The sequence below is a fragment of the Halalkalibaculum sp. DA3122 genome (assembly GCF_043951865.1).
Classification (GTDB): Bacteria; Bacteroidota; Rhodothermia; order Balneolales; family Balneolaceae; genus JAMQKA01.
Map to the genome: position 1 here is coordinate 1 of NZ_JBINJF010000032.1, position 22,087 is coordinate 22,087.

The following is a 22,087-nucleotide window of genomic DNA, read 5'->3' on the forward strand; positions in this document are numbered from 1 at the left end:
CGCCTGCGGAAATGCAAGATTATTTAACCCAACAACAAGAACTGGCTGCATGATCTGGCTTAACTCACTGTCCATTTTTTTGTAGCAATTCCAGTCTTGCCAGCTTTTGGCTTTTTAACTCTCCGTTCATTATTTATCAACTTAACATTCATGCGCGTGCAGCTTATGCGCAAGGTCGTTATACCAAATTATTACCCTTTCCATTTCAACTGTTTTGGGATACAATTTTTTCTATGCATCTGCATTCATATATTAAAGGAGAATCAATATCAGAATTATGAGTGAATCAACCGTTTCCAACAAGTTTGATGAATTACCTCCTAATGCCAAAAAACAGGCTCAGGATTTTGTGGATTTTCTGTATCAACGCTATGTAAGAAGTAAAGAAAAGAAAAAAACACAGCCTACCTCGATTTCAGATAGCTCTTTTTTTGGAATGTGGAAAGATCGTGAAGACATGAAGGACAGTACCGAATGGGTCAGAAAAGTTCGAAAATCTCAATGGCCTAATCAGTAGAGATGCCAACAGAATTAATCCTCATTGATACTGATGTATTAATTGATTACAGTCGAGGCATTGATCAATCTCGCAAACGACTCAAAGATCTAGAAACTGATCATATCCTCTCTATCAGTGTTGTCACTCAGCTTGAGCTTATGGTTGGCTGTGAAAACAAAGCTGAATTTAAATCTCTACAAGAGTTCTTAAGTGACTTTGAAATTATTCAACTCGACAGCTCAATTTCTCAAACAGCGGTTGAATTATTTGAAAACTACCGGTTGAGCCATGGAGTTCTGATTCCAGATATGCTCATTGCATCCACTGCCCTATCTCTTGATATTCCTTTGTTGTCCAAAAACAGAAAGGACTTTCGGTTCATTGATGGAATGGAATTACTGAAATACTAAATCGGGTAATAATTTGGCATAACCCGCGCATTAACGCGGACGCACCTCGCCCTCCCTTGCTCGTTTTGTTTTCTTTACGTCAAATAGTAAACTGGAAATTGGATTAACAACAGAAGGCCGGTTATGCGCCGTGTCGTTAGGGCAACTGCAAATTTGCCAAGAAATTTCTAACTCACCCATTCGTTAGTTATCTTGGTTAGTAATTAACTAAACAACATATATAACGTGTATGAGTCCTTCTAAAAAACTCATAGAACAACGAAAGGATATTCTGGGGGGGACCCCAGTCTTCAAAGGGACTCGTGTGCCTGTCAAGACCTTCTTTGAATATTTAGAAGCTGATCATTCAATTCACGAATTTTTAGAAGATTATCCGACTGTTTCCCGTCAGCAAGCCATTGACGTTCTTGAATCATTCAAAAATCAGCTTCTGCAACCTCAATGATCAAGATCTTATTGGACGAATGCCTTCCTAAAAAATTGAAATATAGAATTGAAGAATTGGATCGTGACTTTGTTGTGCATACTGTTCCAGAAGTGGGATGGGCTGGAATGAAAGATGGAACTTTACTATCTAAGGCAGAACAGGATTTTGATGTTTTTATAACCAGTGATCGAAACTTAAGTTTTCAGCAATCGATTTCAAATTCTGAAATACATGTAGTGCTATTGATAGCATCTACAAATATTTATGAAGATCTACTGCCCTTGGTCAAAAAAGTAGAACCCGTTATCAAAAATTACGAAACGGGGCAATTTAGTAAAATTAAGTAGGCAGTTGGCCCTAACAAGCGTTTCAACCGGACAGGCCTCGCACCGGGTTGCGTTTTTTTGCTAACCTTTCATTCAGAAATAATTTTAAAACTCCGGTGCCTGCCGGTTAAACGCAGGGCCGTTATACAGCCAATGCTTTGATTCAATTTTTTGATCAATAGAAAAATGCGTCAGTTTTAGTTAAGTTTGTTGTAGGAAATAATTAATCAATCATTATGGCAACAAAAGTAGATCTTAAAACCGAACAGCTCCAACAGCTTTGCGAGAAGTATAATGTGAAGGAGCTATACCTCTTTGGATCAGCCACTACTGATAATTTTTCTGAAGATAGTGACCTTGATTTCATCGTCAAATTTGATCGGCAAGGATTTGAAGGAGCGTTTGATCAATTCATCGATTTCAAGCAAGAGCTTGAGCAAATCTATGGTCGTTCTGTCGATCTATATCATCTTAAAAAATTCAGAAACTCAATTTTTCAGCAAGAAGTAGAACGCTCCAAAGAGCTACTTTATGCCGCATAAAACAAGAAAGCTACTTCTTGACATCAGTCTTTCCTGTCAGGAAATCTTAGATTTTATCGACGGCAAAAGTTTTGAAGACTTTCAGGAAGACCGGATGCTTCAACTTGCTATCGAAAGAGAGTTTGAAATTATCGGAGAAGCACTACACCGTTTATCTAGAATTGAAGAAGATACGCTTGCTGAGAAAATTCCTGAATATCGTAAAATAATCGACTTTAGGAATATCATTGCTCATGGATATGACATTATTGACGAAGCTGCTATGTGGGATTTTGCCGTAAACCGGGTTCCAGAACTGTTAGATAAGGTCGAAGATTATTAGTCGCTCAAATATTTTTACCTATTTCATCATTACGCTGGCTGTATAACCCGCGCATTAAGCGGACAGGCCTCGCCGTTGGCTGCCAGTTTCGAATTAATCGGTTTCAATAGTACATTTTAAACAAATTCCGCGCGACTTTGCACGCCCCTTATGCGCAATGTCGTTAGCACGCTTCGCAGTTCGTTTAGTTAATTCAATTCTGATAATACAATTTTTGCTACTTCTTAGTTATACTGTAGTAACTCAATAATCTGACATTTGAATGCTATGAGCACCAACACCAAGGAATTAAAGAAACTGCTTCACGAAAGTATCGAGAACATCGATGATGAGGCCTTCCTTCAGACCGTCAAGGAGATTCTGGATCGCAAATATCAACCCGAGGAAGTAACACTAACCCCTTATCAGGAAAAACGCATAGAAGAAGCAAAAAAGAGCATCGAACAGGGAGATGCCCTCACCAATGAGCAAGCCGACCAACTCGTAGCTAAATGGCTAAACGAATAATCTGGGCTCCCCAGGCCGTAGCCGACCGCATTCAAATTTTGGATTATTGGTATAACCGCCTGGGAACGAAAGAGTATCCAACCAAACTCGATGAAATGTTCAAAGAGACAGTTCAGCTCCTTTCCCGCTTCCCCCAACTTGGCCGACAATTAGCAGATCGGGAAGAACGCGTATTTGTGAAAGATCACTACCAAATTTTTTATCTGGATGAATAGGATGCCATCAAGATTCTGCACCTGTGGGACAGCCGTCGAAATCCGGAGGAGCTGAATCTTTAAACCGTGGCTCAGCGTGCTAACAATCGTATCAACCTGACACGGTCTTGCTTTTCAGACAGCTTTGCTGCAGATTATCTATGAGTAGTCGTTTGCGGGCTACTAATCACCGTGCAGGTTATACTCTGGTCGTTAGTACAACTTGGTTCTCACTTCTTCTTATTGTATTCCAATCATTTTTAGCGTATCTTTATTGTACGTTTAAAAATAACTTAATAGTAACATTATGTCTGCTATACGTCTTGAATTGGACCAGGATATTCAACCTGTTTCAGAGTTCCGAAAAAATGCAGCCAGTTTTATCGATCGGATCCAGAAAGAGAAACGGTCGATTATCCTTACTCAACATGGAAAAAGTGCAGCTGTTTTGGTTGATGTTTCAGAATACCAACGAATGGTTGATAAGTTGGATAAAATGGAAGATTTGCTGGAAGCTGAGCGCCAAATTGCTCGGGGTGAGGTCTTTTCTCACGAAGAAGCAAAAGAGAAAATTAAGGACAACTTGGCCAAATGGAAGTAATCTGGACCAAGCAAGCCATTCGAATGGTCAATGACTTTGTCGATTATATTGCCCAAGATGATTACGAGACTGCCGAGCAATGGGCATTGGAACTCATGAGCCAAACCGATAAACTGGCTGAACATCCAAGAATTGGTAGAGTCGTTCCGGAATACAATGAAGAGACGCTTCGAGAATTGATTGTGGGAAACTACCGACTGCCCTATCGAATAAAAGAAGATCGTATTTATATTGAGGCCGTTTGGCATGTTCGCCAGATTCCTCCTAAAAAAGAATAAAAGTTGTGCTAACCAGCGCTTCAACGGGACGCGCCTCACCGGGGCCTGCTCGTTTTGATTTCCCAGCGACAACTCGTAAACTGGAAACTGAATTAACGCTCATTCGCGCGCCCCTTAAGCGCAAGGTCGTTAGGTGGCTTCCAATTAGCTACCTGTGCCTATGATATTTCACGCTATTTCTGTATGTTTAATTTTGTAATCTTTAATTAATTCTACATAGCCATGAGCAATTGGAAAAAACGTATTACAGTAAATCCTGACCAATGCGGTGGTCGTCCTTGCATTCGTGGCATGAGAATACGTGTCATTGATGTACTCGATTTGCTCGCTTCTGGCCTGACCCAAGATCAAGTGTTGGAAGAGTTACCTGATCTGGAAAAAGAAGACATCCAAGCAGCTCTGAAATATGCCAGCAGCAAAATCAATCATCCTGTTATTGCAGCATGAAAATATGGATAGATGCACAACTTTCTCCCGCCATTGCTGCCTGGATTAATCGTACCTATCAAGATATTGAAGCTGAATCTGTTCGTGCCGTGGGTTTAAGAGATGCCTTGGATTATGAAATCTTTGAGGAGGCCCGGAAACAGAACGTCGTGGTAATGAGCAAAGATGACGGCTTTACGGACTTAGTTGCCGAGCATGGCCCACCTCCACAAATTATTTGGGTAACCTGTGGAAATACCTCCAACGCCAAAATGAGAGAAATTCTTTCTAAAACATTACCCAAAGCCAAAGAATTACTTGAACGTGGAGAGACAGTCGTTGAAATAAGTGATAAGTAACCAGCCACCTATACAAGGCGCTTCAACGGGACGCGCCTCGCCAGGACCTGCCCGTTTTGATTTTACTGGCGACAAATGGTAAAATGAAAATTGAATTAACACTACTTCGTGCGCCCGTTAAGCGCAATGTCGTTATACCACTTTTCTTGCAATAATCACCCCTTCTGCGTAGTTTTACTTTGAAACCAAATTAAATTCAAGTGCTATGCCAACAAATATCACAATTCGGGATATACCCGACGAAGTCTATGCCAAAATAAAGAAACAGGCAGACCTACATCATCGAAGTATCAACAGTGAAGTGATCGTCTATTTAAAAAAATTAGTCCAAAGCAACCGACGAGATCCTGATCAAGTAATTACCCGTGCTAAAAAACTTAAACAGAAAGCAAAAGGCAGCCTTTCTATGGATGAAATTCAAGGGGCAATTGATCAGGGGCGTCCATGATTGTTGTCGATACGAATGTAATTGCGAGCATGTGGGTCCCAAACGATATGGACGAGTGGGTTTACAAAGTGCTTAAGAAAGATGACGATTGGGTTGCCCCTCTTCTCTGGCGATCCGAATTCAGAAATGTCCTATCGATATACCTGCGAAAGGAAATTTTAGAATTATCGGTTGTTTTTCAGGCCACAGAAGAAGCCGAACAATTGATGGATGCCAACGAATTCGAAGTAAACTCAACACAAGTTATGAGTCTTGTTTCAGATTCATCTTGTTCAGCCTACGATTGTGAATTTGTGGCACTGGCAGATGATTTAAATATAACGCTGGTCACATTTGATAAAAAAATCGTTCGTGAATTTCCCGACATTGCTATTAGTCCAAAGGAGTTTGTAACATAAAAAGCGGCATAACCCGCGCACTAACTCGGACAGGCCTCGCCATTCCCTTGCCTCCCTTCCATTTATTAGTTAATCTTTCGTTTTGTAATTAATTCACACTGTTGCGCCTGCAGCTTATGCGCCAGGTCGTTATACTGCAAATCAGATCATAATCCATGACAATTAATAACCTAGCTAACTTTCTTCGGTAGTCGGATCAATCATGGTTTTAACCTCCGTGATTTCAAGTATTGATGCTCCACTTATTTTTGCATGTTCATGAATAATATCTTCATTTTTGGCAATATAGACGCAGTGCGTTCCATTCTCTCTAACATAACTGTGTTGCCATTGTATATCGGGACCGAGCTCATTCAATACCCGGTTTGAATCTTTGGCTACCTTTTGCTGTTCCTCTTCAGACATGTTCCCTATTCCCGGAATACAACGTTTAATTACATATTTAGGCATAACGTTACCTTATTATCTATTTTATTTTTCCGTTTGATGATTCCTTCTCGGATAGCTAAAATGATTACGTGAAGTAATTAAAAAAAGAGGCTGAACTGACATAATAACTGGGTGATATTGCCATCTAACAATTATGCTTAATGTCGTCGTCATATTTCTCGAAGGCGGAACACCTTCAACAGCAGTCACTCCGGTAGAAATACTGAGCAGTGCGGGTTATCTGTATGAAACCTTACAGGGCAAAGAGGGAGAGCGAAAGTTTAATGTTCGAACGGCTTCTTTAAGTGGAGAACCCGTCCAAACACTGTCAACCCTGCAACTGGATCCCGATTATTCTATAGACGAAATCGAAACCGCCGACTTGATGGTTGTGGCCGCAGGTGGTGGCGATCTTGATATTGAATGCGAGCGGAATGCTAAACTTACTCCTCTACTCCATAAGGCTTACGAAAACGGTACAGCAATAGCCGGGATTTGTTCGGGTGTAGTACAGCTTGCCGAAGCTGGACTCTTGGATGAACGACCGGCTACCACACACTGGGCACTGGTTGATGATTGCAGGAAGCGCTATCCGAAGGTAGATTGGCAACCTGAACGCTATGTAACAGAATCAGATCGTGTTTTTTGTAGCGGTGGAGTTTACAGTGGGGTGGATTTATGTCTGTATATCATAGAGAAATATTGCGGCCATCAGGTTGCGATGCAGACGGCAAAAGCTCTACTCGTACGAACTCCCCGTGTTTGGCAAGCCGGTTATACCGCTGAATCCCCACAGATTAATCATGAAGATGAAGAAATTCGCAACCTGCAGGAATGGTTGTTCAAGAACTACTCCAAGAATATAAAGGTAGCCGATTTAGCTGATCGGGCCTGTATGAGTCAACGCAATTTTATGCGTCGCTTTAAATCGGCAACGGGTGAAACCCCTATTAACTATGTACAGCGATTACGAATAAATGCAGCTAGACATTTGCTTGAAAATGACCTAAAAACAGTCCGGGAGGTATGTCGAAAAGTTGGTTATGAAGATTTGAATTTCTTTCGCAAACTTTTTAAGCGTTATACAGGTTTGACCCCTACAACTTATCGGGACCGATTTTCTGTCAATTCGCCTGAAGGTGTTACTTATGGTAAGCGAACACATCATCATTGAGCACATATTTATTTCAAAATTCAAACAGTAAAAATTGCAGTATAACCCGCGCATTAAGCGGACGTGCCTCGCCCTCACTTGCCACGCTCCCGTTAATTGGTTAACCTTTCATTTTGTTGCAATTTCAACACTCCGTTGCCTACACCTTAAGCGCAATGTCGTTATAGTGCTCTCTTTTAGTAGCCTTAATTTTCTTATCTCTTTCCCAATCACTTTCTTATATTATTATTGAAATAACTAATTAACTCTTGTTAGCATGGCAAATTTAGAAGAGATTAAAAAGAAAGTCCGACCCATATTGGAAAAATATGGCATACAAAAAGCTGGGGTTTTTGGATCTACAGCTCGTGGTGAAACAGAGACAAACGATGTAGATTTACTGGTAAAAATTGATCAAAAAATCAGCCTGTTGGATTTCATTGGTATTCAACAAGAGTTAGAAGACGAGCTTGATATGAAAGTAGATCTCGTTGAGTATGATTCCCTAAAGCCTGCCCTAAAAGAAGATATTCTTAAAGAAGAAGTTCCGGTTATATGAGCAAACGCAAACCGGATGTTTACCTTCAAGATATTTTAGAGAGCATACAGCAAATTGAAGAATATCTGGATGGTGTCAATGAAAATGAATTTTATCAAAACTCTGAGAAACAAGACGCTGTTCTACGACGATTAGAAATAATTGGAGAAGCCGTAAAACATATTTCTGATGACATTCGTGATGAATATTATGAGGTTCCCTGGCGAAAAATTGCCGGAATGAGAGACATCATCATTCACGAATATTTTGGAGTTACGTTGAGCATGATTTGGGTCGTCACTCAACGAGATCTTCCTGATCTGAAATCAAAGATTAAAGATATCATCAATAATCAAAGTTAGGAGCGCACTATAACAACCGCATTAACGGCGACAGGCCTAGCCATGCCTTGCTCGTTTTAAGTTTTATGGCTAACCTTTCATTTGTAACCAAATTCAATATGTTGGTGCCTGCCGGTTATGCGTAAGGGCGTTAGGTACATTTCCGAAAATTGCTTCCTTTTGGAAAAAGTACTACTTTAGTATCACTATGAAAACAGAACTTGTTACCACTTTAAAACGCCAGGCTACTAAACTCCTTGCCGAACTCCGGGAAGAAAAAGAACCAGTGCTAATAACTGAGCATGGAAAGCCATCTGCTTATCTCATTGATGTTGAGCAATTTGAGCAACTCCAAAAGAAACTGAAATTGCTTGAAGGCTTAGCACGAGGAGAAAAGGCGATTTTAGAAGATCGCGTTGTTTCGCATGAAGATGCTAAAAAACGCATGCAACGATGGCTCAAATAGTTTGGACTGAGCCTGCCCTTCAAGATTTAGATCAAATTGCAGATTATATTTCACTCGATAATCCGGATGCTGCTAAGAAACTAGTTCGTCAATGCTTTCAGCGAGTTGAAAATCTCAGCCAGCATCCTAAAATGGGAAAAGCTGTTCCTGAATTAGACCAGTCTGTTTATCGACAGTTGGTTTTTTCTCCCTGTCGCATTTTCTACCGCATTGACAATAATACAATTTATATTATTCATGTGATGCGAACTGAACAGTTGCTTCATCTGGATATTCTTAAATCACAGTAAAATGTACCTAACCAGCGCATTAAGGGTGACAGGCCTCGCCCTAACTTGCCAGTCTTTCGTTTTATAGTTACCCTTTCTTTTACAGACAATGTCAACATCTTGGCACCTGCACCTTAAGCGCAATGTCGTTAGCACCACAAGTTACAGTTTGTCCCTTTCATCAGGCTCTTCGTCTGGAACTTTTGATAACACGTGCTCAAATTTTTCTCGTGAACCTAATTCCCCTCTTTCTTTTAAGTATTCCACCGTCATTAAAGCAGACAGTTTTTCCGAAACAGCAGAATTAATTAGCTGATTCATAGATATGCCTTCTTTTTTGGCCAGCTCACGTATTTTCTCGTGCATCGAGTCAGGCAGTCGTACGCTTAACGTGCTCATAATTCATCGATTTTAATTAAAAATTGCTTAGGTGTTATTGCTTCCAGGCCAAATTGCTCAATACCTTTAAAGTCATCTAGGTGGTAGGTAATGATATATTCACAACCAGCTTCGACAGCCAATTCCAAGATCATGTCATCTTTGGGATCTTTCAAAAAAGGTTGCCAAAGAAAAAAGATATCCCGCTTATCAGCTACTTTGCACAGGTAGTTTAACAAATCATCAATATCTGTGTCGATCAGATGTTCAAACTTTTTCCTTTTGCTTACTGCTTCATACTCAATCAGCAATGGTACGGAAAGACTGATATCAAACTTTCCGGTTCCTATTAAACTGATAAGTTTAAATGAGGCTCCTCGGTTCGAGCGAAGAGCCGAAATTAGTACATTGGTGTCAATAACAACGCTAATCATTATTTGGTATTATATACAATACCAAAACAATATCAAAAGTTTATGGCTAACCCGCATATTAAGCAGACGCACCTCGCCCTCTATTGCCACTTTCTGGCTTTTTAGTTTCTCGTTCATTATTTATCAAGTTAACAGTTATTCGTGTGCACCTTATGCGCAATGTCGTTAGGCACCTTCATTTTTCTTGCAATAATCCCCCGCCCTTTTTAGTTTCATATAGAAACCATAACGAAACTAAGTCTTATGCCTAGTATCACAGTAAAAAACATTCCAGAAGAAATTTACGATCGAGTCCGTGAGCAGGCCAACGCTCATCATCGTAGCATCAACAGTGAAATTATTGCCTGTTTAGAACAGACCGTCAAACCTCAACAGGTTTCTACTGACGATATCCTGCAAGAAGCACGCCGCTTGCGTAAAAAAGCAAAAGGCAGCCTGTCTTCTGAAGAAATTGAATCTGCCATTAATCAGGGTCGTCCATGATCGTTGTTGATACGAATATTCTCGCTCATTTTTGGCTTCCATCAGATGCAACAGAACTTTGTGACGAACTCTATCAAAAAGATCCACAATGGGTGGCCCCTATTCTTTGGCGAAGTGAATTCCGAAATATCGTAACACTATATTTAAGAAAAGAGCTGATTGATTTAGCTGAAGCTTTGTTGATTATAGAGAAGGCTGAACTTCAAATGAAAGACCAACAATTTCAGGTGAACTCAGTACAAGTTCTGCATCATGTCAGCCAATCGACTTGCTCCTCCTACGATTGTGAATTCGTAAGCCTAGCCAAGGATCTCGATCTTGAATTAATTACTATGGATAAAAAGCTTCTGCGGGAGTTTCCAAAATTAGCCAAACATCCAGGGAAAGTAATCGAATCGTAAATTTTGGTCAGGCACCTAACCCGCGCATTAAGTGGGACGTGCCTCGCCGTTAGTTGCCGGTTTCGATTTGGTCAGTTTCCGTAGTACATTTTCATCAAATTCAGCGCTACTTTGCACGCCGCTTATGCGCAATGTCGTTAGGCAACAGCCGAGGTCCTTAGTTCGTTATGATAATTGCTATAGGTTAAGTAGATTATATGCAGCTATAATTAAGTTTCTTATATAGGATGATTACCAAAGAAAAAGTTAAAAAAGAAATTGATCGACTTTCTGAAGTCGAATTAGAAAAGGTATATCTTTATTTGTCTTCTCTTAGCAAAGATAAAAAGCCTAAACCTACCATTCGGTCTTTAAAGCTCAACGGAAAATTAGATACCAAAAATATCCGTTCTATCGCATATGAGTAAAGTACTCATTGATACGAATATTCTGGTTTACGGCATTGACCAAGATTCAAGATTCTTTCATCAGGCCAGAAATATTCTCGACGGCTCTGACCATCAGCTTGTAACCACTTCTAAAAATCTTCTTGAATTTTTAGCCGTCGTCACCCGCAGTTCAGGATATGACCTGAAAACAGAATTAGCGCTGGAAATCCATGACGATATTATTAGAGGTATTGATGTGTTGTATCCGAGTCAAGATTCTTTGGCAATATTTCTGGAATTAATGAACCGCTACCAGCCAAGCGGATTAAAAGTTCATGATTTTGAAATTATAAGTATCGGATTGGCTGCAGGCATACATCAAGTGGCAACATTCAATGAAAAGGATTTTAAAAACGTACAAGAAATCTCGTTGCTAGAAATATAGGTGATCGGGCTGTTCCCTAACAAGCGCTTCAAGGAGACGCGCCTCGCCATCAGGTGCCCACTTTTGGCTTTTTAGCTTTCCGTTCATTATTTAACAACTCAACATTGTTTCGTGCGCCCCTTATGCGTAAGGTCGTTATACCGCTTTAAGACTGTCCTTCGAATAGTTACTCACTTTCCCAGAAGTGTAATAACTATAAATCAGAGGTTATAATGAGGAATTCAATGATTTTAGTTTTTGCTTCGATTGCACTAATTGGTTGCAATGTGTTAGGAATAGGAGGAAGTGAGTTTGAAGGTTTGTCCATAACCACGGAAAAACAACAATACAGCCCAAACGAGCCAAAGGTGATCACTTTCAACAACACTAGCAAGCAAACGGTGTACTTAGAAAATTGCTCTTGGGTTTTAGAAAAAAATAGTGAAGGAGAATGGGAAGTAGTAAATGGTGTAGGTTGTGATCCCATTGCAGGAAGTGTTGACATACCAATCAAGAATAATGATACGTACCGTGACACAATACGCTTTTCCATTAACTCAGGATCAGGAGAGTACAGATATAGGTATTCTGTATTAAATTCTGATAAGAAAAAAATTCCAGACAAGTTTGCTACCACCAATGTATTCTTGGTTGAATAATGAGCCGGCGGCATAATCCGCGCATTAAGCGGACAGGCCTCCCCAATTCTTTGCCCCTCTTGGTTTTGAGTCTCGTCTTTCGTTAGTTGCTAAGTCAATATTCATACGCATGCAGCTTAAACGCAATGTCGTTAGGTGTACCAACTATAAATTTGAAAATTGTGACAACTTATAAAGAAAACCAACAGTATTATCAGCTCAAGATACATGGGAGTTCTTCCGATGTAGAAATTTGGATCGGAGATAATAAAGGACATCCTGTCCAAAAAGCAATAGGAATGTTAAACACTAGCTTACTTGCAGGAAAATATACAGTTGAGTTCGGTCTAGGGACACAGTGTTATCCAATAAATTTGAGTCAAAACTTACAGCTTACTCAAAGTGAAATTGAGGCTGGCCCAACTTGTGAACGACCAAAAATAAACATTGATAAATAGGTCACAAATGGTTGCCAAATATTTGCCTCCAAAAAGTATGTAAACTAACCCGCGCATTAAGCGGACACGCCTTGCCAACTTTCTGGCTTTTTAACTCATCGTTCGTTATTTAAAAAATCCAACATCATTCGTGTGCAGCTTATACGCAATGTCGTTAGGTTGCACACTAAAATCTTTTCCCAATCGTTGCCTAGTACTTATATTGTAATTACATTATTAGTGCAATTTATTAAACCTTAGTACTATGAAAACAAAGCTTATTCGCATAGGAAATTCTCAGGGAGTTCGTATTCCAAAGCCCGTTATCGAGGAAATTGGGCTTTCTGAAGAGATAGAAATGATTCTTAAAGACAATCAAATCATCTTGCGTTCTGCCGAGCAAACCCGTAAGGGCTGGGATAATGCCTTTAAAAAAATGGCCAAAGAAGACGACGATCAGTTGATTGATAAAGAAGAAGTTGAGCTGCCAAGTAAATGGGACGAAACTGAGTGGACATGGTAGAGCGAAAACCTGTCAAACGTTTTGATGTCTATTTAATATCCTTAGGCCCCACAAAAGGATCAGAAATAAAGAAAACCCGTCCTTGTCTTATCATTTCTCCCAATGAAATGAATCGGCATATTCGGACTGTCATTATTGCTCCAATGACGTCAACAATCAAAAACTATCCATCAAGAGTTACAACGACTTTTCAAAAGAAACGTGGGCAGATTGTTTTGGATCAAATTCGTACGGTCGACAAACAGCGACTAATTAAAAAACTTGGAACTATTAGTTCATCTGCCCAAGATAAAACCTTAAATACTTTACAAGAAATCTTTGCTCCATAAGTGCGCAAACCTAACCCGCGCATTAAGCGGACACGCCTCGCCAATTCTTGCCCGCCTGCCATTTATTTAGTTAGTTAACCTTTCGTTTGCAAACAATTTCAACACGTTGGCGCCTGCACCTTAAGCGCAATGTCGTTAGGTGTACAACATCAATTAAACGTATATTTGTAGAGGTAGCTGAGTTGCTATTTGGTCGAAGTCTTTATCGTTATGTAGCAGTTCCACTTCATGATCGATGCACCAACTGCCGATGAGCATATCTACCGTTTTTCTAATTGTTACACCTTTCGACCGAAGAAAACGAAAATTAGATGCTGCCTTTATAGCCAGTGATTTCCCTCCAAGATGAATACAGTCTAACGGATCAAGAGCTTGTTTAGCTAATCTAAACTCTTTGTCGCTGTCAAAACCTTGCAGAATTTCGGTGAGAATAATATCTCCCAGGAGAACTGACTGCTCAGAAAGGATTCGGTCAAGACTTTCGGTTTGTTTATTTTCTACGCCATTGAAATAATCAATCCATACGCTGGTATCTACTAAAATCACTTCTCGTCAGTCCTCATATCCTCTAAATCACCTTTCCAATGCAATTTCCCGCGCAAGTCTTTGATATTTTCTTGCTTTTTTCGCTGGACTAACAATTTCAAGCCTTCTTCCACAGCATCCTTTTTCGTTTTTAATCGACTCACCTTCAAGGCTTCATCCATCAAGTCGTCATCAATTACTACATTCGTTCGCATAATTGTATAGATTTAATTAATGTGTATTTTTTGTAAATCTATACACATAACTGCTAAATTCCTAACTTTATTGTACACCTAACCAGCGCATTAAGGAAACGCACCTCCGCCCTCTCCTGCCAGCTTCTGGCTTTTTAGCTTTCCGTCTATTATTCATCAATTCAACATCATTTCGTGCGCACCTTATGCGCAAAGTCGTTAGGGAAACGAAGCTATTTTCTTTCTTTCGTATTTTCTTCCAAGAATTTTGCCAACTCTTCTTTTTCGAGTTTCCCATTTGATAAATCGATCATTACAGCATACAACCCTTTTTTGTCAGCTTGCAGGCGATAGCCATTAACATACAGAAAGGTATAAATCGCTACCAAAGCTGTTCTCTTGTTTCCATCGAATAATGGATGATTCTTACAAATGTGAAATCCATAGGCAGCTGCCATCTCAAAAATATTGCTATGAACATACTCCCCTCCAAAGTTTGCCTGTGGTTGGGCAAGTGCAGATTCTAACAATCCCTCATCTCGAATTCCCTGTTTGCCGCCATAGATTTTTACTTGATCCTGATGGAAAGCCAGAATAGTTTCTTTATCTAAAAATTTTATCATTTTGCCAGTTCTTTCAACACTTCTTTATAGTCAGTGTTTGCCTGGCGATAGGCTTCTGCCCACTCTTCAAACTCGGGGTCCATTGGTTTGAGTTCTAAATTAGCACCCTTTTTTTCGATGGTTAATTTGTCGCCACTTTTGAGATGAAGTTCATCTATCAATTGCTTCGGAAGCGTTACTCCTAAGCTATTTCCGATTTTTCTAATCTTTGTTTCCATAATCGTAACCGTTAATTTCTAATTGTTATAACAATGTTATAATTTATTTCATAATAATTCAACGCCAAATTTCACCAAATAGTATCGTTTACCTAACCCGCGCATTAATCGGACGTGTCTCGCCCTTCCCTGCCGATTTTGGGCTGGTCAATTTCTGTAGTACATTTTGTTTTTAAATCAACGCTTGGCTGCACGCACATTATGCGCAAGGTCGTTAGAGCAACCTATTCGCCTTTCGCTCGTTGTTAATTTGTACTTTTCTTTGTACTATTTAAAAGTCACTTATTAACACAATTTATAGCGTTATGAAACGTGTCCAGCTTGATAAAGACATTCAGCCACTCTCTGAATTTCGGGCCAATGCAGCATCAATGATTGAAAAAATTAAAACAGAACATCGTCCCCTTGTTATTACTCAGCACGGAAAAAGTTCTGCTGTATTGCTTGATGTGGGTGATTATGAGCAAATGATCGATACCATTGAATTGCTTCAGGAAATCAATCAAGCCCGTCAAGAAATTGAAGATGGCAAAGGTACCGACCATAAAGAAGTTATAGGTTCATTGAAGGAACGGTTGGGGAAAGTATAAATGCGTATTGTCTGGTCTCCTACCTCCCAACGAAAAATTGATGAAATAGTAGACTACATTTCGAAAGATAATGTAGATGCTGCATTGGCACTGGTCGAAGAGTTTGAAAAACGTGTCCAGCATTTAAAAAAACATCCTCGCTCTGGCCAGATGGTTCCAGCCCTAAATGATGAGATGGTCCGACAGTTTGTAGTTCAGTCTAATTATTTGATCATCTATGAAATCAATCAGGATCACATCGATATTTTGACTATTCGCCACGCCAGGCAAGATGAAGACGAATCTGAGATCAAGCCTGAATAAAGGTTGCTCTAACCCGCGCATAAAGCGGACGTGTCTCGCCCTACCCTGCCGATTTCGGCTGGTCAATTTCTGTAGTACATTTTGATTTTAAAACAACGTTTGCCTGCACGCAGCTTATGCGCAATGTCGTTAGTGGGCTAACATTTATTTAAGATCTATTAAACCCTGATAAAAAAATAATAAAGCATTTGCAGTACCAGGGTAATCTGCTAAATATGTATCTTATTGTTTTAGAATCGAACTCAGGCAGATGCAGAAACAGCACGATAAGCTACTTCCCATTATTATATCCCTGCTGCTGCCGGGGCTTAATATTTTAAACAACTCCCTGTTCCGGGTAAATTGGGACTTGGTTGCCATTATACCAACCTGGCTGTTTACCTCTGCGATTTTACTGGGTTTATGGTATATCAATGACAAACTATGGCCCCGCAACGCCGTGCCAATCGATTCCCTCAAAGTGGTAGCGGGGAATATTACCGTTATCGGACTGGCAATCGGGATACAGCAGATCCTGTCTTTCACCGGGATTATTTTCCCTGGCAGGCCCCCGGCGTGGAGCCTTGGGTTACGACTGCTGGTGGCATCCGCATTATTTATCACTATTCAGCAGATGCTGCGATCTGTGAGGGAAAATGAACGGCTTCGGAGCGAAAATTATGCACTGCAATCCGAAAATTACCGCGCACAGCTTGAACAGTTGAAAAAGCAACTCAACCCCCATTTCCTGTTCAACTCGCTGAGTACCCTCCGTACGGTCATCCGTTCGGATAAGAAGCAATCCGAGGAGTTTGTGTTAAAACTGTCCGATGTGTATCGTCAGATACTGCAGGCACGAGAATCACATCAGATCACCCTGGAAGAGGAACTCGACTTTTTGAATAACTATCTCTACTTGTTAAACGTGCGCTTTGACAGTGCCTTGTCAGTGACCATCGATACACGGCCGGAATCGATTCAGTATTCGCTACCGGTATTTGCTCTGCAGTTGCTGGTTGAAAATTGTATCAAACACAATATCATTTCAGAGCAACGACCGTTAACCATCCGGATTTTTCAGGAGGATGCAAAAAGCCTCACGGTGGCAAACAACTACCAGCCCAAAAAAACGAAACAGCAATCTTTTCGGATGGGACAGGAAAACCTCAAGAAACGCTACGATCTGATCGGGATACCAGACGGGGTTGAGATCCGGCAAAACGGAGAAGAATACTCAGTGACCATAAAACTGTTTTAGTTGTGAATGTTTTAATCGTTGAAGACGAAAAAAAGACTGCAGAACTGCTCAAGGAGCTCATCGAAGAGCGATCCGATTATCTGGTCGTCCAAACCTGCCCGAGCATTGAACGTACGGTGACGTATCTTAAAAAGCATCAAAATAAACTGGATCTCATATTCATGGATATCCAGCTGGCAGACGGTGAAAGTTTTGAGATTTTTGAAGAAACGGAGATTCGTATCCCGGTAATTTTTTGTACAGCCTACGACCAACACGTACTTAAAGCGTTCAAGCGCAATGGCATTGATTACATTTTAAAGCCATTTAAGGAAGAAGATATCCACAAGGCGCTTGAGAAAGTAGAGGCTATGAAATCGTCCCTGTCCAAAGGAATGGAACCTGATGCGCAGACCATTAAAAACTTGTTTGCGGACGAGCTTGCCTACCAAAAAACATTTCTTGTTCGCCACCAAGAAAATTTGGTACCGGTCCAGGTATCGGATATCGCCTTTGTGCATCTGACCAATGAAATGGTGAACATCTACAATTTTAAGGGCCAGAAGAATGTCATTTTTAAAAATCTGGAGGAGATTGAATCATCTGTCGATCCAGCGCAGTTTTTTCGTATCAACCGGCAGATGATTGTGAATCGGGATGCCATCAAGGAGATTTCCCCCTACTTCAAGCGCAAAGTAATCGTCAAACTACCGTTTGATATCCCCGAAAAAGCCGTCGTCAGCCGCATGAAAGTTACCCCGTTTTTGGACTGGATGGAAAAGCCGGAATAAGCCTGTCAATTCACACGGCTGAATGTACCGTTCAGTTGCCAATCTGTTCAATTGAGCATCTCTTTCCTTCCTTTAGGATCCACAACGCTTCATATTTGCATTAAAAACTGCCCAAAGTTTGACACGCTTTCTGTTTTAAGAAAAGCATAAAGGACAATAGTACATATTAATGCAAATATGACCATGAAACGATTTTTACTCTTTTTGTTTGCCCTGTTAGCCAGCCAGGCATCTCTGGCGCAGTCAGCCGACCAAATTGCTGGCATCTGGATCACCGAAAATGAGAAAGCCCACGTCGAAATATATAAGCAATCCGGGCTGTACGTTGGAAAAATTGTCTGGGTTGAGGGGTTAGATGATACTACCTCAACCACATCATCAAAGGATCCAAATTCCAACTTAACCCGTGAATCGGCTCTGGGCACAATTCTTTTGTCAGATGTCTCTTACGATAAAGGAATATGGCAGGGATCCCTCTACATACCGAAGAAAGATCGAGAAGTAAAATGTACCCTGGAACTCATCACTGAAGATGAATTAAAGATTACGGTCTCCAGGTTTTTGCGCTCCTCAAGCAAAATTTGGACCCGATTATGATATTTATTAAGCACATATTACCACTGCTATTTGTTTGCATTTCTGCCTTCCCAACGCTTGCCCAGCAGCCCAATTCGCCACACGAATTGAAGCTGCAGTCGGTTCAGGAGGCCATCGAGTTTGCCCTCGAAAACAATCCTGACCTGGACGTCTACAACTTGAATTACCAGAAGGCACGCAAGGAGGTCTCCATCTCCAAGAGTAGCCGCTACCCTGCGATCTCCGGCACGTTTACCGGTCAGTATAACCGAGACCTGCCTACTTCGGTGCTGCCAGGCGAAATCTTTGGACAGCCCGGTCAAACGATAGAAACCCAATTCGGGCAGGAATACAATTATAATACCGGCATCACTATCTCGAAAAACATCTTGGATTGGCAGTCACGCATGAAATCAAAGATTGCCGATGCCAAACTCATGATTACCGAAGCAGAGACCGACCTCTACCGGCAGCATCTGAGCGAGCAGGTTGCCTTCTACTATTACACGGCAATTATTACGCAGAAAGCACTCCAGATCAGTGAGAAGGATCGGAGTATCGCCGACAGCCTGCTTTTTTTGACGCGGCAGAAATTTGAGAAAGGTATGGTTGATCGCTCCGCTTTAAACCATGCCAAAATCAACGTAAACAACATCGCACAGAGTATCGCCGAAAGCACCTCGATGTACGAACAGGCTGTTTCCAACTTAAAGATACTACTTGGGTTGGAAGCCGATGCTGGCATTCATTTTGAAGATCAGGCAGCCATTACGTCCACCACCCTGCCTGAATCCCCTCAGGTAGAAGCTGATAAAGAGCTTGCCCTGTTTATGCATCAAACCGATCAAACCCTGGTAAATGTTCGTCTACAAAAGGCGGCTTATCTGCCCAAGCTCTCATTAACCTCTTATTGGGGCCAGCAGCAGTTCCGCGATGATTTTGGCCTCTCTTTTAAAAGCAGTGACTGGAATCCATACAGTTATATCGGGTTCAGCCTGTCGGTACCCATCTTCAATGGATTTGCAAAATGGAATCAGGTTAATGTAGCGAAGATTGAGCGGTCCATCGCTCAGCAAAACCTGCAGCAGGAACAGATTCAATCTGAAATCCAAGATCAACTACTGATAAGTAACTACCGTAATAGCCTTTCGCAAGTTGAATCGGCATATGATACCTACCAGCTTTGGGATCAGAACCGTACGCTTGCATTGCAAAAATATGAGAAGGGACTGATTTCGCTCGCAGATTATTTCAAAACGTTTGAAGACTACCTGAAGGCTGAAAACAACTATCTGAATTCCCTTTCAAGCATGTACAGTTATTATTCAACCATCATTTCAAGACAATAGAGTCATGAAAACCCCAACACTATTTCTCTTCCTTTTTGTTTGTTGCCTGAGCATCGCATTTACCGGGTGTTCAGATAACCAAACCACCCGACCCGAGCGAAAAACGATCGTCGATGCGGTGTTTGCCAGCGGTCATATTACCACATCGGATGAATACCTGGTGACCTCGTATGCCGAGGGGTATCTGCAGCAATCCTACGTACAAGAAGGTGACTCGGTCACCTCGGGAATGCCGCTATTTCAACTTTCCAGCGACGTGCAGTCGGCCAATCTGGAGATTGCCGAGGCCAATTACCGGGATGCCAAACGCAAGGCTCAAGCCGATTCCCCTGAACTGCAGCAAGCGAAATTGCAAGTGGAGCAGGCGCAAAAACAATTGGAGCTGGACCGGAAAAACCTTGATCGCTATGCCGAGCTCGTAACTACCGAAGCCGTATCTCAACTTGAGTACGAGAAAGCACAGCTTCAATATGAGAGCTCTAAGAAAAACGTCGAGATCCTCGAAAAGTCACTGGCCGATCTGCAATACGCCCTTGAGTTAAACCTGCTAAATGCCAAAAATCAACTGGATATTCAGCGCGAAAGCACTCATGATTATATTCTCAGCGCTTCTACCAACGGACAGGTACTGAATGTTTTCAAGAGTCAAGGCGAACTGGTGCGCCGCGGTGAAGCGATTGCACAAATCGGTGGAGGAGAAACACTCATCAAACTCTATATAGCTGAGGAAGATATCGACGACATTGCGCTGGGACAGGAAGCGGTCATCTCCCTGAATACCCATCCCGACCGGACCTACAAGGCTATCATCAGTAAAATATATCCTGCGTTTAATGAGCAAGAACAATCATTTATCGTGGAAGCCCAGTTTTCTGATGATCTTCAAACGCTGTTCCCCGGCACTCAACTGCAGGCCAACATTATCATCCAGCAAAAAGAGGACGTCCTGGTAATTCCAACCGTCTATTTGATGGAAGGAGATACTGTTTTAAACCGAACAGGTAATAAAATTCCTGTTAAAACAGGCATCAAAAATACCGAATGGGTTGAGATTATGGACGGCATTGATACTACGAACACCATAATGCTTAAGCTATGAAATTGTTTCCCCTAAATTCTACCAACGCGAAGATTGCTCTAGTGCACCTAACCTCTAGACTAAAGCAGTTACTGGTAGCGGTATTGAGTGTGACCTTCGGGATATCCATGTACATTTTCTTGAATGGATTTCTCAACGGTGTGAACGATACACAGACTGAACTGGCCTTTAGCACCATGGCTCACATCCGCATATACAACGATCTGCCTGAGGATAAAACCAACCTGCTGGAGATGGCCTCGGAAAAAACTATGGCAGTAAATATTCGGAATCCACGGGTCATCAAGTATACTGAAGGCATCCAAAATGCTGACCAATACGTCAGGGCGGTCGAGCGGCAACCGGAAGTGAAGGCGGTTTCAAAACAGGTAAACATCAATATCTTCTATCGGAATGGTGCCATACAAGTGAACGGGCAGTTATCGGGAGTGGATGTAGCAAGCGAGGACAAACTGTTCGATACTTCAAAATATGTCACCAGCGGCTCATGGGAAAATCTTTCTACGCGCAGCAATGGCATTGTACTTGGCAAAGGCCTGGCTCGCAAGCTGAGTCTAAATATGGGGGATCGCGTTCAGGTGACCACTGCTGACGGCTTATCCAAAAGCTATGAGATTGTAGGGTTGTTGGAAACCTCCCTGACAAGTGTGGACAATTCCAAGGGGTATATACGAATCTCATCTGCCCGCCAGCTGCTCTCCGAAAACATGAGCTATGTAACCGACATACAGGTAAACGTCCGGGATTTCAATGAAGCGGAACAGACGGCGGCTACCCTCTCCCGGGTGATACCCTACAAGGTGGAACCCTGGATGGAAGCCAGCGGCCAGTTGGAAGCAGGTAGTGAATTGCGGGATATTCTCGGAATAGCTGTTTCGCTGACTATTTTGCTGGTTGCCGGCTTCGGTATCTATAACATCATGAATATGACCGTGAACGAGAAGATTAAAGAGATCGCCATCTTAAAAGCGATGGGATTTGACGGTGACGATATTGTAGAAATATTCCTAACCCAGTCTGTGATTATCGGTTTGTTGGGCGGAGTCGTCGGCATGGCTTTTGGGTATGTAGTTTCCAGGCTGATTAACAACATCCCGTTTAATGTAGCCGGCCTGGAGGTGCTGCCGATGACCTACAACCTCGACGATTACGGGCTGGCCTTCATGTTCGGACTCATCACCACATTTATAGCAGGCTACCTGCCGGCGCGGAAAGCCTCCAAGATTGACCCTGTAGAAATTATAAGAGGATAACC

42 protein-coding genes are annotated in these 22,087 nt (G+C 41.6%); 35 read left to right on the plus strand and 7 right to left on the minus strand.

Features of this window, described 5'->3' with window-relative positions; translation table 11 throughout:
* Positions 1-277: 277 nt before the first annotated feature.
* From ACG2F4_RS16220 to ACG2F4_RS16285, 14 genes are all read left to right on the plus strand, one after another.
* Positions 278-517: a DUF2281 domain-containing protein gene (locus tag ACG2F4_RS16220; RefSeq protein WP_395261937.1), complete on the plus strand. Its 240-nt coding sequence runs from the start codon at positions 278-280 to the stop codon at positions 515-517.
* A gap of 2 nt (positions 518-519) precedes the next feature.
* Positions 520-909, plus strand: a complete 390-nt coding sequence (locus ACG2F4_RS16225; RefSeq protein WP_395261938.1) for a type II toxin-antitoxin system VapC family toxin — start codon at positions 520-522, stop codon at positions 907-909.
* Positions 910-1,138: 229 nt separating this feature from the next.
* Positions 1,139-1,354: a DUF433 domain-containing protein gene (locus ACG2F4_RS16230; protein WP_395261939.1), complete on the plus strand. Its 216-nt coding sequence runs from the start codon at positions 1,139-1,141 to the stop codon at positions 1,352-1,354.
* Positions 1,351-1,683 carry a DUF5615 family PIN-like protein gene (locus ACG2F4_RS16235; RefSeq protein WP_395261940.1) on the plus strand — a complete coding sequence of 111 codons (333 nt, stop codon included), beginning with the start codon at positions 1,351-1,353 and terminating at the stop codon, positions 1,681-1,683. The genes ACG2F4_RS16230 and ACG2F4_RS16235 overlap by 4 nt, the downstream gene beginning before the upstream one ends.
* 215 nt (positions 1,684-1,898) lie before the next feature.
* Complete coding sequence (locus tag ACG2F4_RS16240) at positions 1,899-2,204, plus strand: nucleotidyltransferase family protein (protein ID WP_395261941.1); 306 nt, start codon at positions 1,899-1,901, stop codon at positions 2,202-2,204.
* On the plus strand, positions 2,194-2,526 hold the full coding sequence (locus ACG2F4_RS16245; protein ID WP_395261942.1) for a DUF86 domain-containing protein: 333 nt from the start codon (positions 2,194-2,196) through the stop codon (positions 2,524-2,526). The genes ACG2F4_RS16240 and ACG2F4_RS16245 overlap by 11 nt, the downstream gene beginning before the upstream one ends.
* Positions 2,527-2,793: 267 nt before the next feature.
* Positions 2,794-3,033: a hypothetical protein gene (locus tag ACG2F4_RS16250; RefSeq protein WP_395261943.1), complete on the plus strand. Its 240-nt coding sequence runs from the start codon at positions 2,794-2,796 to the stop codon at positions 3,031-3,033.
* Positions 3,018-3,248 carry a type II toxin-antitoxin system RelE/ParE family toxin gene (locus ACG2F4_RS16255; protein ID WP_395261944.1) on the plus strand — a complete coding sequence of 77 codons (231 nt, stop codon included), beginning with the start codon at positions 3,018-3,020 and terminating at the stop codon, positions 3,246-3,248. The genes ACG2F4_RS16250 and ACG2F4_RS16255 overlap by 16 nt, the downstream gene beginning before the upstream one ends.
* Before the next feature lie 286 nt (positions 3,249-3,534).
* Positions 3,535-3,828, plus strand: coding sequence for a type II toxin-antitoxin system Phd/YefM family antitoxin (locus ACG2F4_RS16260; protein ID WP_395261945.1), 294 nt, complete (start codon positions 3,535-3,537; stop codon positions 3,826-3,828).
* Positions 3,819-4,106: a type II toxin-antitoxin system RelE/ParE family toxin gene (locus ACG2F4_RS16265; protein ID WP_395261946.1), complete on the plus strand. Its 288-nt coding sequence runs from the start codon at positions 3,819-3,821 to the stop codon at positions 4,104-4,106. The genes ACG2F4_RS16260 and ACG2F4_RS16265 overlap by 10 nt, the downstream gene beginning before the upstream one ends.
* Before the next feature lie 222 nt (positions 4,107-4,328).
* Positions 4,329-4,553, plus strand: a complete 225-nt coding sequence (locus ACG2F4_RS16270) for a DUF433 domain-containing protein (protein ID WP_395261947.1) — start codon at positions 4,329-4,331, stop codon at positions 4,551-4,553.
* Positions 4,550-4,891: a DUF5615 family PIN-like protein gene (locus ACG2F4_RS16275; protein WP_395261948.1), complete on the plus strand. Its 342-nt coding sequence runs from the start codon at positions 4,550-4,552 to the stop codon at positions 4,889-4,891. The genes ACG2F4_RS16270 and ACG2F4_RS16275 overlap by 4 nt, the downstream gene beginning before the upstream one ends.
* A 205-nt stretch (positions 4,892-5,096) precedes the next feature.
* Positions 5,097-5,339 carry a FitA-like ribbon-helix-helix domain-containing protein gene (locus ACG2F4_RS16280; RefSeq protein ID WP_395261949.1) on the plus strand — a complete coding sequence of 81 codons (243 nt, stop codon included), beginning with the start codon at positions 5,097-5,099 and terminating at the stop codon, positions 5,337-5,339.
* Positions 5,336-5,737 carry a type II toxin-antitoxin system VapC family toxin gene (locus tag ACG2F4_RS16285; RefSeq protein WP_395261950.1) on the plus strand — a complete coding sequence of 134 codons (402 nt, stop codon included), beginning with the start codon at positions 5,336-5,338 and terminating at the stop codon, positions 5,735-5,737. The genes ACG2F4_RS16280 and ACG2F4_RS16285 overlap by 4 nt, the downstream gene beginning before the upstream one ends.
* Before the next feature lie 174 nt (positions 5,738-5,911).
* Here the strand turns inward: ACG2F4_RS16285 and ACG2F4_RS16290 are convergent, their stop codons facing one another.
* The gene (locus ACG2F4_RS16290; RefSeq protein ID WP_395261951.1) at positions 5,912-6,187 is read right to left on the minus strand and encodes a nickel-binding protein; all 276 of its coding nucleotides are present in this window, start codon (positions 6,185-6,187) and stop codon (positions 5,912-5,914) included.
* Positions 6,188-6,320: 133 nt separating this feature from the next.
* Here ACG2F4_RS16290 and ACG2F4_RS16295 point away from each other — a divergent pair, with 133 nt between their 5' ends.
* The 5 genes from ACG2F4_RS16295 to ACG2F4_RS16315 all read left to right on the plus strand — a co-directional run bounded on the left by ACG2F4_RS16295 (position 6,321) and on the right by ACG2F4_RS16315 (position 8,954).
* Positions 6,321-7,340, plus strand: coding sequence for a GlxA family transcriptional regulator (locus ACG2F4_RS16295; protein WP_395261952.1), 1,020 nt, complete (start codon positions 6,321-6,323; stop codon positions 7,338-7,340).
* 256 nt (positions 7,341-7,596) lie between these two features.
* Complete coding sequence (locus ACG2F4_RS16300; protein ID WP_395261953.1) at positions 7,597-7,878, plus strand: nucleotidyltransferase family protein; 282 nt, start codon at positions 7,597-7,599, stop codon at positions 7,876-7,878.
* Entirely contained in the window at positions 7,875-8,219 is a 345-nt protein-coding gene (locus ACG2F4_RS16305; RefSeq protein ID WP_395261954.1) for a DUF86 domain-containing protein, read from the plus strand. The genes ACG2F4_RS16300 and ACG2F4_RS16305 overlap by 4 nt, the downstream gene beginning before the upstream one ends.
* Before the next feature lie 187 nt (positions 8,220-8,406).
* Complete coding sequence (locus ACG2F4_RS16310) at positions 8,407-8,664, plus strand: type II toxin-antitoxin system Phd/YefM family antitoxin (RefSeq protein WP_395261955.1); 258 nt, start codon at positions 8,407-8,409, stop codon at positions 8,662-8,664.
* Positions 8,652-8,954, plus strand: coding sequence for a type II toxin-antitoxin system RelE/ParE family toxin (locus ACG2F4_RS16315; RefSeq protein ID WP_395261956.1), 303 nt, complete (start codon positions 8,652-8,654; stop codon positions 8,952-8,954). The genes ACG2F4_RS16310 and ACG2F4_RS16315 overlap by 13 nt, the downstream gene beginning before the upstream one ends.
* A gap of 141 nt (positions 8,955-9,095) precedes the next feature.
* Here the strand turns inward: ACG2F4_RS16315 and ACG2F4_RS16320 are convergent, their stop codons facing one another.
* Positions 9,096-9,332 (minus strand): toxin-antitoxin system HicB family antitoxin, encoded by a 237-nt coding sequence (locus ACG2F4_RS16320; RefSeq protein WP_395261957.1) that lies wholly within the window; start codon positions 9,330-9,332, stop codon positions 9,096-9,098.
* Positions 9,329-9,745 carry a putative toxin-antitoxin system toxin component, PIN family gene (locus tag ACG2F4_RS16325; protein ID WP_395261958.1) on the minus strand — a complete coding sequence of 139 codons (417 nt, stop codon included), beginning with the start codon at positions 9,743-9,745 and terminating at the stop codon, positions 9,329-9,331. The genes ACG2F4_RS16320 and ACG2F4_RS16325 overlap by 4 nt, the downstream gene beginning before the upstream one ends.
* A gap of 243 nt (positions 9,746-9,988) precedes the next feature.
* On the opposite strand from ACG2F4_RS16325, the gene ACG2F4_RS16330 reads away from it, so the two are divergent.
* The 8 genes from ACG2F4_RS16330 to ACG2F4_RS16365 all read left to right on the plus strand — a co-directional run bounded on the left by ACG2F4_RS16330 (position 9,989) and on the right by ACG2F4_RS16365 (position 13,348).
* Positions 9,989-10,228, plus strand: coding sequence for a FitA-like ribbon-helix-helix domain-containing protein (locus ACG2F4_RS16330; protein ID WP_395261959.1), 240 nt, complete (start codon positions 9,989-9,991; stop codon positions 10,226-10,228).
* The gene (locus ACG2F4_RS16335) at positions 10,225-10,629 is read left to right on the plus strand and encodes a type II toxin-antitoxin system VapC family toxin (RefSeq protein WP_395261960.1); all 405 of its coding nucleotides are present in this window, start codon (positions 10,225-10,227) and stop codon (positions 10,627-10,629) included. The genes ACG2F4_RS16330 and ACG2F4_RS16335 overlap by 4 nt, the downstream gene beginning before the upstream one ends.
* A 227-nt stretch (positions 10,630-10,856) precedes the next feature.
* Complete coding sequence (locus ACG2F4_RS16340; RefSeq protein WP_395261961.1) at positions 10,857-11,036, plus strand: hypothetical protein; 180 nt, start codon at positions 10,857-10,859, stop codon at positions 11,034-11,036.
* The gene (locus tag ACG2F4_RS16345; protein WP_395261962.1) at positions 11,029-11,442 is read left to right on the plus strand and encodes a type II toxin-antitoxin system VapC family toxin; all 414 of its coding nucleotides are present in this window, start codon (positions 11,029-11,031) and stop codon (positions 11,440-11,442) included. Before ACG2F4_RS16340 ends, ACG2F4_RS16345 begins: the two co-directional genes overlap by 8 nt.
* Positions 11,443-11,666: 224 nt before the next feature.
* Positions 11,667-12,080, plus strand: a complete 414-nt coding sequence (locus ACG2F4_RS16350; RefSeq protein WP_395261963.1) for an immunoglobulin-like domain-containing protein — start codon at positions 11,667-11,669, stop codon at positions 12,078-12,080.
* Between the two features lie 125 nt (positions 12,081-12,205).
* Positions 12,206-12,517 carry a hypothetical protein gene (locus ACG2F4_RS16355; RefSeq protein ID WP_395261964.1) on the plus strand — a complete coding sequence of 104 codons (312 nt, stop codon included), beginning with the start codon at positions 12,206-12,208 and terminating at the stop codon, positions 12,515-12,517.
* A 244-nt stretch (positions 12,518-12,761) separates the two neighbouring features.
* On the plus strand, positions 12,762-13,019 hold the full coding sequence (locus tag ACG2F4_RS16360; protein WP_395261965.1) for an AbrB/MazE/SpoVT family DNA-binding domain-containing protein: 258 nt from the start codon (positions 12,762-12,764) through the stop codon (positions 13,017-13,019).
* Positions 13,013-13,348 (plus strand): type II toxin-antitoxin system PemK/MazF family toxin, encoded by a 336-nt coding sequence (locus tag ACG2F4_RS16365; RefSeq protein ID WP_395261966.1) that lies wholly within the window; start codon positions 13,013-13,015, stop codon positions 13,346-13,348. The genes ACG2F4_RS16360 and ACG2F4_RS16365 overlap by 7 nt, the downstream gene beginning before the upstream one ends.
* 153 nt (positions 13,349-13,501) lie before the next feature.
* Here ACG2F4_RS16365 and ACG2F4_RS16370 read toward each other — a convergent pair whose 3' ends face one another.
* The 4 genes from ACG2F4_RS16370 to ACG2F4_RS16385 all read right to left on the minus strand — a co-directional run bounded on the left by ACG2F4_RS16370 (position 13,502) and on the right by ACG2F4_RS16385 (position 14,908).
* Complete coding sequence (locus ACG2F4_RS16370; RefSeq protein WP_395261967.1) at positions 13,502-13,894, minus strand: PIN domain nuclease; 393 nt, start codon at positions 13,892-13,894, stop codon at positions 13,502-13,504.
* On the minus strand, positions 13,891-14,088 hold the full coding sequence (locus ACG2F4_RS16375; protein WP_073067995.1) for a type II toxin-antitoxin system VapB family antitoxin: 198 nt from the start codon (positions 14,086-14,088) through the stop codon (positions 13,891-13,893). Before ACG2F4_RS16375 ends, ACG2F4_RS16370 begins: the two co-directional genes overlap by 4 nt.
* Before the next feature lie 212 nt (positions 14,089-14,300).
* Positions 14,301-14,690, minus strand: a complete 390-nt coding sequence (locus ACG2F4_RS16380; RefSeq protein WP_395261968.1) for a type II toxin-antitoxin system death-on-curing family toxin — start codon at positions 14,688-14,690, stop codon at positions 14,301-14,303.
* Positions 14,687-14,908 carry an AbrB/MazE/SpoVT family DNA-binding domain-containing protein gene (locus ACG2F4_RS16385; RefSeq protein ID WP_395261969.1) on the minus strand — a complete coding sequence of 74 codons (222 nt, stop codon included), beginning with the start codon at positions 14,906-14,908 and terminating at the stop codon, positions 14,687-14,689. The genes ACG2F4_RS16380 and ACG2F4_RS16385 overlap by 4 nt, the downstream gene beginning before the upstream one ends.
* A gap of 305 nt (positions 14,909-15,213) precedes the next feature.
* Here ACG2F4_RS16385 and ACG2F4_RS16390 point away from each other — a divergent pair, with 305 nt between their 5' ends.
* From ACG2F4_RS16390 to ACG2F4_RS16425, 8 genes are all read left to right on the plus strand, one after another.
* Entirely contained in the window at positions 15,214-15,498 is a 285-nt protein-coding gene (locus ACG2F4_RS16390) for a type II toxin-antitoxin system Phd/YefM family antitoxin (RefSeq protein ID WP_395261970.1), read from the plus strand.
* The gene (locus ACG2F4_RS16395) at positions 15,499-15,801 is read left to right on the plus strand and encodes a type II toxin-antitoxin system RelE/ParE family toxin (protein ID WP_395261971.1); all 303 of its coding nucleotides are present in this window, start codon (positions 15,499-15,501) and stop codon (positions 15,799-15,801) included.
* Between the two features lie 250 nt (positions 15,802-16,051).
* On the plus strand, positions 16,052-17,038 hold the full coding sequence (locus ACG2F4_RS16400; RefSeq protein ID WP_395261972.1) for a sensor histidine kinase: 987 nt from the start codon (positions 16,052-16,054) through the stop codon (positions 17,036-17,038).
* A 2-nt stretch (positions 17,039-17,040) separates the two neighbouring features.
* On the plus strand, positions 17,041-17,808 hold the full coding sequence (locus tag ACG2F4_RS16405) for a LytR/AlgR family response regulator transcription factor (protein WP_395261973.1): 768 nt from the start codon (positions 17,041-17,043) through the stop codon (positions 17,806-17,808).
* Positions 17,809-17,991: 183 nt separating this feature from the next.
* Complete coding sequence (locus tag ACG2F4_RS16410; RefSeq protein WP_395261974.1) at positions 17,992-18,405, plus strand: DUF2147 domain-containing protein; 414 nt, start codon at positions 17,992-17,994, stop codon at positions 18,403-18,405.
* Positions 18,402-19,733 carry a TolC family protein gene (locus tag ACG2F4_RS16415; protein ID WP_395261975.1) on the plus strand — a complete coding sequence of 444 codons (1,332 nt, stop codon included), beginning with the start codon at positions 18,402-18,404 and terminating at the stop codon, positions 19,731-19,733. Before ACG2F4_RS16410 ends, ACG2F4_RS16415 begins: the two co-directional genes overlap by 4 nt.
* A 4-nt stretch (positions 19,734-19,737) precedes the next feature.
* Positions 19,738-20,832, plus strand: a complete 1,095-nt coding sequence (locus ACG2F4_RS16420) for an efflux RND transporter periplasmic adaptor subunit (protein ID WP_395261976.1) — start codon at positions 19,738-19,740, stop codon at positions 20,830-20,832.
* The gene (locus ACG2F4_RS16425; protein ID WP_395261977.1) at positions 20,829-22,085 is read left to right on the plus strand and encodes an ABC transporter permease; all 1,257 of its coding nucleotides are present in this window, start codon (positions 20,829-20,831) and stop codon (positions 22,083-22,085) included. Before ACG2F4_RS16420 ends, ACG2F4_RS16425 begins: the two co-directional genes overlap by 4 nt.
* The last annotated feature ends 2 nt before the right edge of the window (positions 22,086-22,087 follow it).

Bases quoted from the DNA above. Each gene is read 5' to 3' on its own strand.
- ACG2F4_RS16220 (WP_395261937.1), top strand. From the start codon at position 278: ATGAGTGAATCAACCGTTTCCAACAAGTTTGATGAATTACCTCCTAAT.
- ACG2F4_RS16225 (WP_395261938.1), top strand. From the start codon at position 520: ATGCCAACAGAATTAATCCTCATTGATACTGATGTATTAATTGATTAC.
- ACG2F4_RS16230 (WP_395261939.1), top strand. From the start codon at position 1,139: ATGAGTCCTTCTAAAAAACTCATAGAACAACGAAAGGATATTCTGGGG.
- ACG2F4_RS16235 (WP_395261940.1), top strand. From the start codon at position 1,351: ATGATCAAGATCTTATTGGACGAATGCCTTCCTAAAAAATTGAAATAT.
- ACG2F4_RS16240 (WP_395261941.1), top strand. From the start codon at position 1,899: ATGGCAACAAAAGTAGATCTTAAAACCGAACAGCTCCAACAGCTTTGC.
- ACG2F4_RS16245 (WP_395261942.1), top strand. From the start codon at position 2,194: ATGCCGCATAAAACAAGAAAGCTACTTCTTGACATCAGTCTTTCCTGT.
- ACG2F4_RS16250 (WP_395261943.1), top strand. From the start codon at position 2,794: ATGAGCACCAACACCAAGGAATTAAAGAAACTGCTTCACGAAAGTATC.
- ACG2F4_RS16255 (WP_395261944.1), top strand. From the start codon at position 3,018: ATGGCTAAACGAATAATCTGGGCTCCCCAGGCCGTAGCCGACCGCATT.
- ACG2F4_RS16260 (WP_395261945.1), top strand. From the start codon at position 3,535: ATGTCTGCTATACGTCTTGAATTGGACCAGGATATTCAACCTGTTTCA.
- ACG2F4_RS16265 (WP_395261946.1), top strand. From the start codon at position 3,819: ATGGAAGTAATCTGGACCAAGCAAGCCATTCGAATGGTCAATGACTTT.
- ACG2F4_RS16270 (WP_395261947.1), top strand. From the start codon at position 4,329: ATGAGCAATTGGAAAAAACGTATTACAGTAAATCCTGACCAATGCGGT.
- ACG2F4_RS16275 (WP_395261948.1), top strand. From the start codon at position 4,550: ATGAAAATATGGATAGATGCACAACTTTCTCCCGCCATTGCTGCCTGG.
- ACG2F4_RS16280 (WP_395261949.1), top strand. From the start codon at position 5,097: ATGCCAACAAATATCACAATTCGGGATATACCCGACGAAGTCTATGCC.
- ACG2F4_RS16285 (WP_395261950.1), top strand. From the start codon at position 5,336: ATGATTGTTGTCGATACGAATGTAATTGCGAGCATGTGGGTCCCAAAC.
- ACG2F4_RS16290 (WP_395261951.1), bottom strand. From the start codon at position 6,187: ATGCCTAAATATGTAATTAAACGTTGTATTCCGGGAATAGGGAACATG.
- ACG2F4_RS16295 (WP_395261952.1), top strand. From the start codon at position 6,321: ATGCTTAATGTCGTCGTCATATTTCTCGAAGGCGGAACACCTTCAACA.
- ACG2F4_RS16300 (WP_395261953.1), top strand. From the start codon at position 7,597: ATGGCAAATTTAGAAGAGATTAAAAAGAAAGTCCGACCCATATTGGAA.
- ACG2F4_RS16305 (WP_395261954.1), top strand. From the start codon at position 7,875: ATGAGCAAACGCAAACCGGATGTTTACCTTCAAGATATTTTAGAGAGC.
- ACG2F4_RS16310 (WP_395261955.1), top strand. From the start codon at position 8,407: ATGAAAACAGAACTTGTTACCACTTTAAAACGCCAGGCTACTAAACTC.
- ACG2F4_RS16315 (WP_395261956.1), top strand. From the start codon at position 8,652: ATGGCTCAAATAGTTTGGACTGAGCCTGCCCTTCAAGATTTAGATCAA.
- ACG2F4_RS16320 (WP_395261957.1), bottom strand. From the start codon at position 9,332: ATGAGCACGTTAAGCGTACGACTGCCTGACTCGATGCACGAGAAAATA.
- ACG2F4_RS16325 (WP_395261958.1), bottom strand. From the start codon at position 9,745: ATGATTAGCGTTGTTATTGACACCAATGTACTAATTTCGGCTCTTCGC.
- ACG2F4_RS16330 (WP_395261959.1), top strand. From the start codon at position 9,989: ATGCCTAGTATCACAGTAAAAAACATTCCAGAAGAAATTTACGATCGA.
- ACG2F4_RS16335 (WP_395261960.1), top strand. From the start codon at position 10,225: ATGATCGTTGTTGATACGAATATTCTCGCTCATTTTTGGCTTCCATCA.
- ACG2F4_RS16340 (WP_395261961.1), top strand. From the start codon at position 10,857: ATGATTACCAAAGAAAAAGTTAAAAAAGAAATTGATCGACTTTCTGAA.
- ACG2F4_RS16345 (WP_395261962.1), top strand. From the start codon at position 11,029: ATGAGTAAAGTACTCATTGATACGAATATTCTGGTTTACGGCATTGAC.
- ACG2F4_RS16350 (WP_395261963.1), top strand. From the start codon at position 11,667: ATGATTTTAGTTTTTGCTTCGATTGCACTAATTGGTTGCAATGTGTTA.
- ACG2F4_RS16355 (WP_395261964.1), top strand. From the start codon at position 12,206: ATGTCGTTAGGTGTACCAACTATAAATTTGAAAATTGTGACAACTTAT.
- ACG2F4_RS16360 (WP_395261965.1), top strand. From the start codon at position 12,762: ATGAAAACAAAGCTTATTCGCATAGGAAATTCTCAGGGAGTTCGTATT.
- ACG2F4_RS16365 (WP_395261966.1), top strand. From the start codon at position 13,013: ATGGTAGAGCGAAAACCTGTCAAACGTTTTGATGTCTATTTAATATCC.
- ACG2F4_RS16375 (WP_073067995.1), bottom strand. From the start codon at position 14,088: ATGCGAACGAATGTAGTAATTGATGACGACTTGATGGATGAAGCCTTG.
- ACG2F4_RS16380 (WP_395261968.1), bottom strand. From the start codon at position 14,690: ATGATAAAATTTTTAGATAAAGAAACTATTCTGGCTTTCCATCAGGAT.
- ACG2F4_RS16385 (WP_395261969.1), bottom strand. From the start codon at position 14,908: ATGGAAACAAAGATTAGAAAAATCGGAAATAGCTTAGGAGTAACGCTT.
- ACG2F4_RS16390 (WP_395261970.1), top strand. From the start codon at position 15,214: ATGAAACGTGTCCAGCTTGATAAAGACATTCAGCCACTCTCTGAATTT.
- ACG2F4_RS16395 (WP_395261971.1), top strand. From the start codon at position 15,499: ATGCGTATTGTCTGGTCTCCTACCTCCCAACGAAAAATTGATGAAATA.
- ACG2F4_RS16400 (WP_395261972.1), top strand. From the start codon at position 16,052: ATGCAGAAACAGCACGATAAGCTACTTCCCATTATTATATCCCTGCTG.
- ACG2F4_RS16410 (WP_395261974.1), top strand. From the start codon at position 17,992: ATGAAACGATTTTTACTCTTTTTGTTTGCCCTGTTAGCCAGCCAGGCA.
- ACG2F4_RS16415 (WP_395261975.1), top strand. From the start codon at position 18,402: ATGATATTTATTAAGCACATATTACCACTGCTATTTGTTTGCATTTCT.
- ACG2F4_RS16420 (WP_395261976.1), top strand. From the start codon at position 19,738: ATGAAAACCCCAACACTATTTCTCTTCCTTTTTGTTTGTTGCCTGAGC.
- ACG2F4_RS16425 (WP_395261977.1), top strand. From the start codon at position 20,829: ATGAAATTGTTTCCCCTAAATTCTACCAACGCGAAGATTGCTCTAGTG.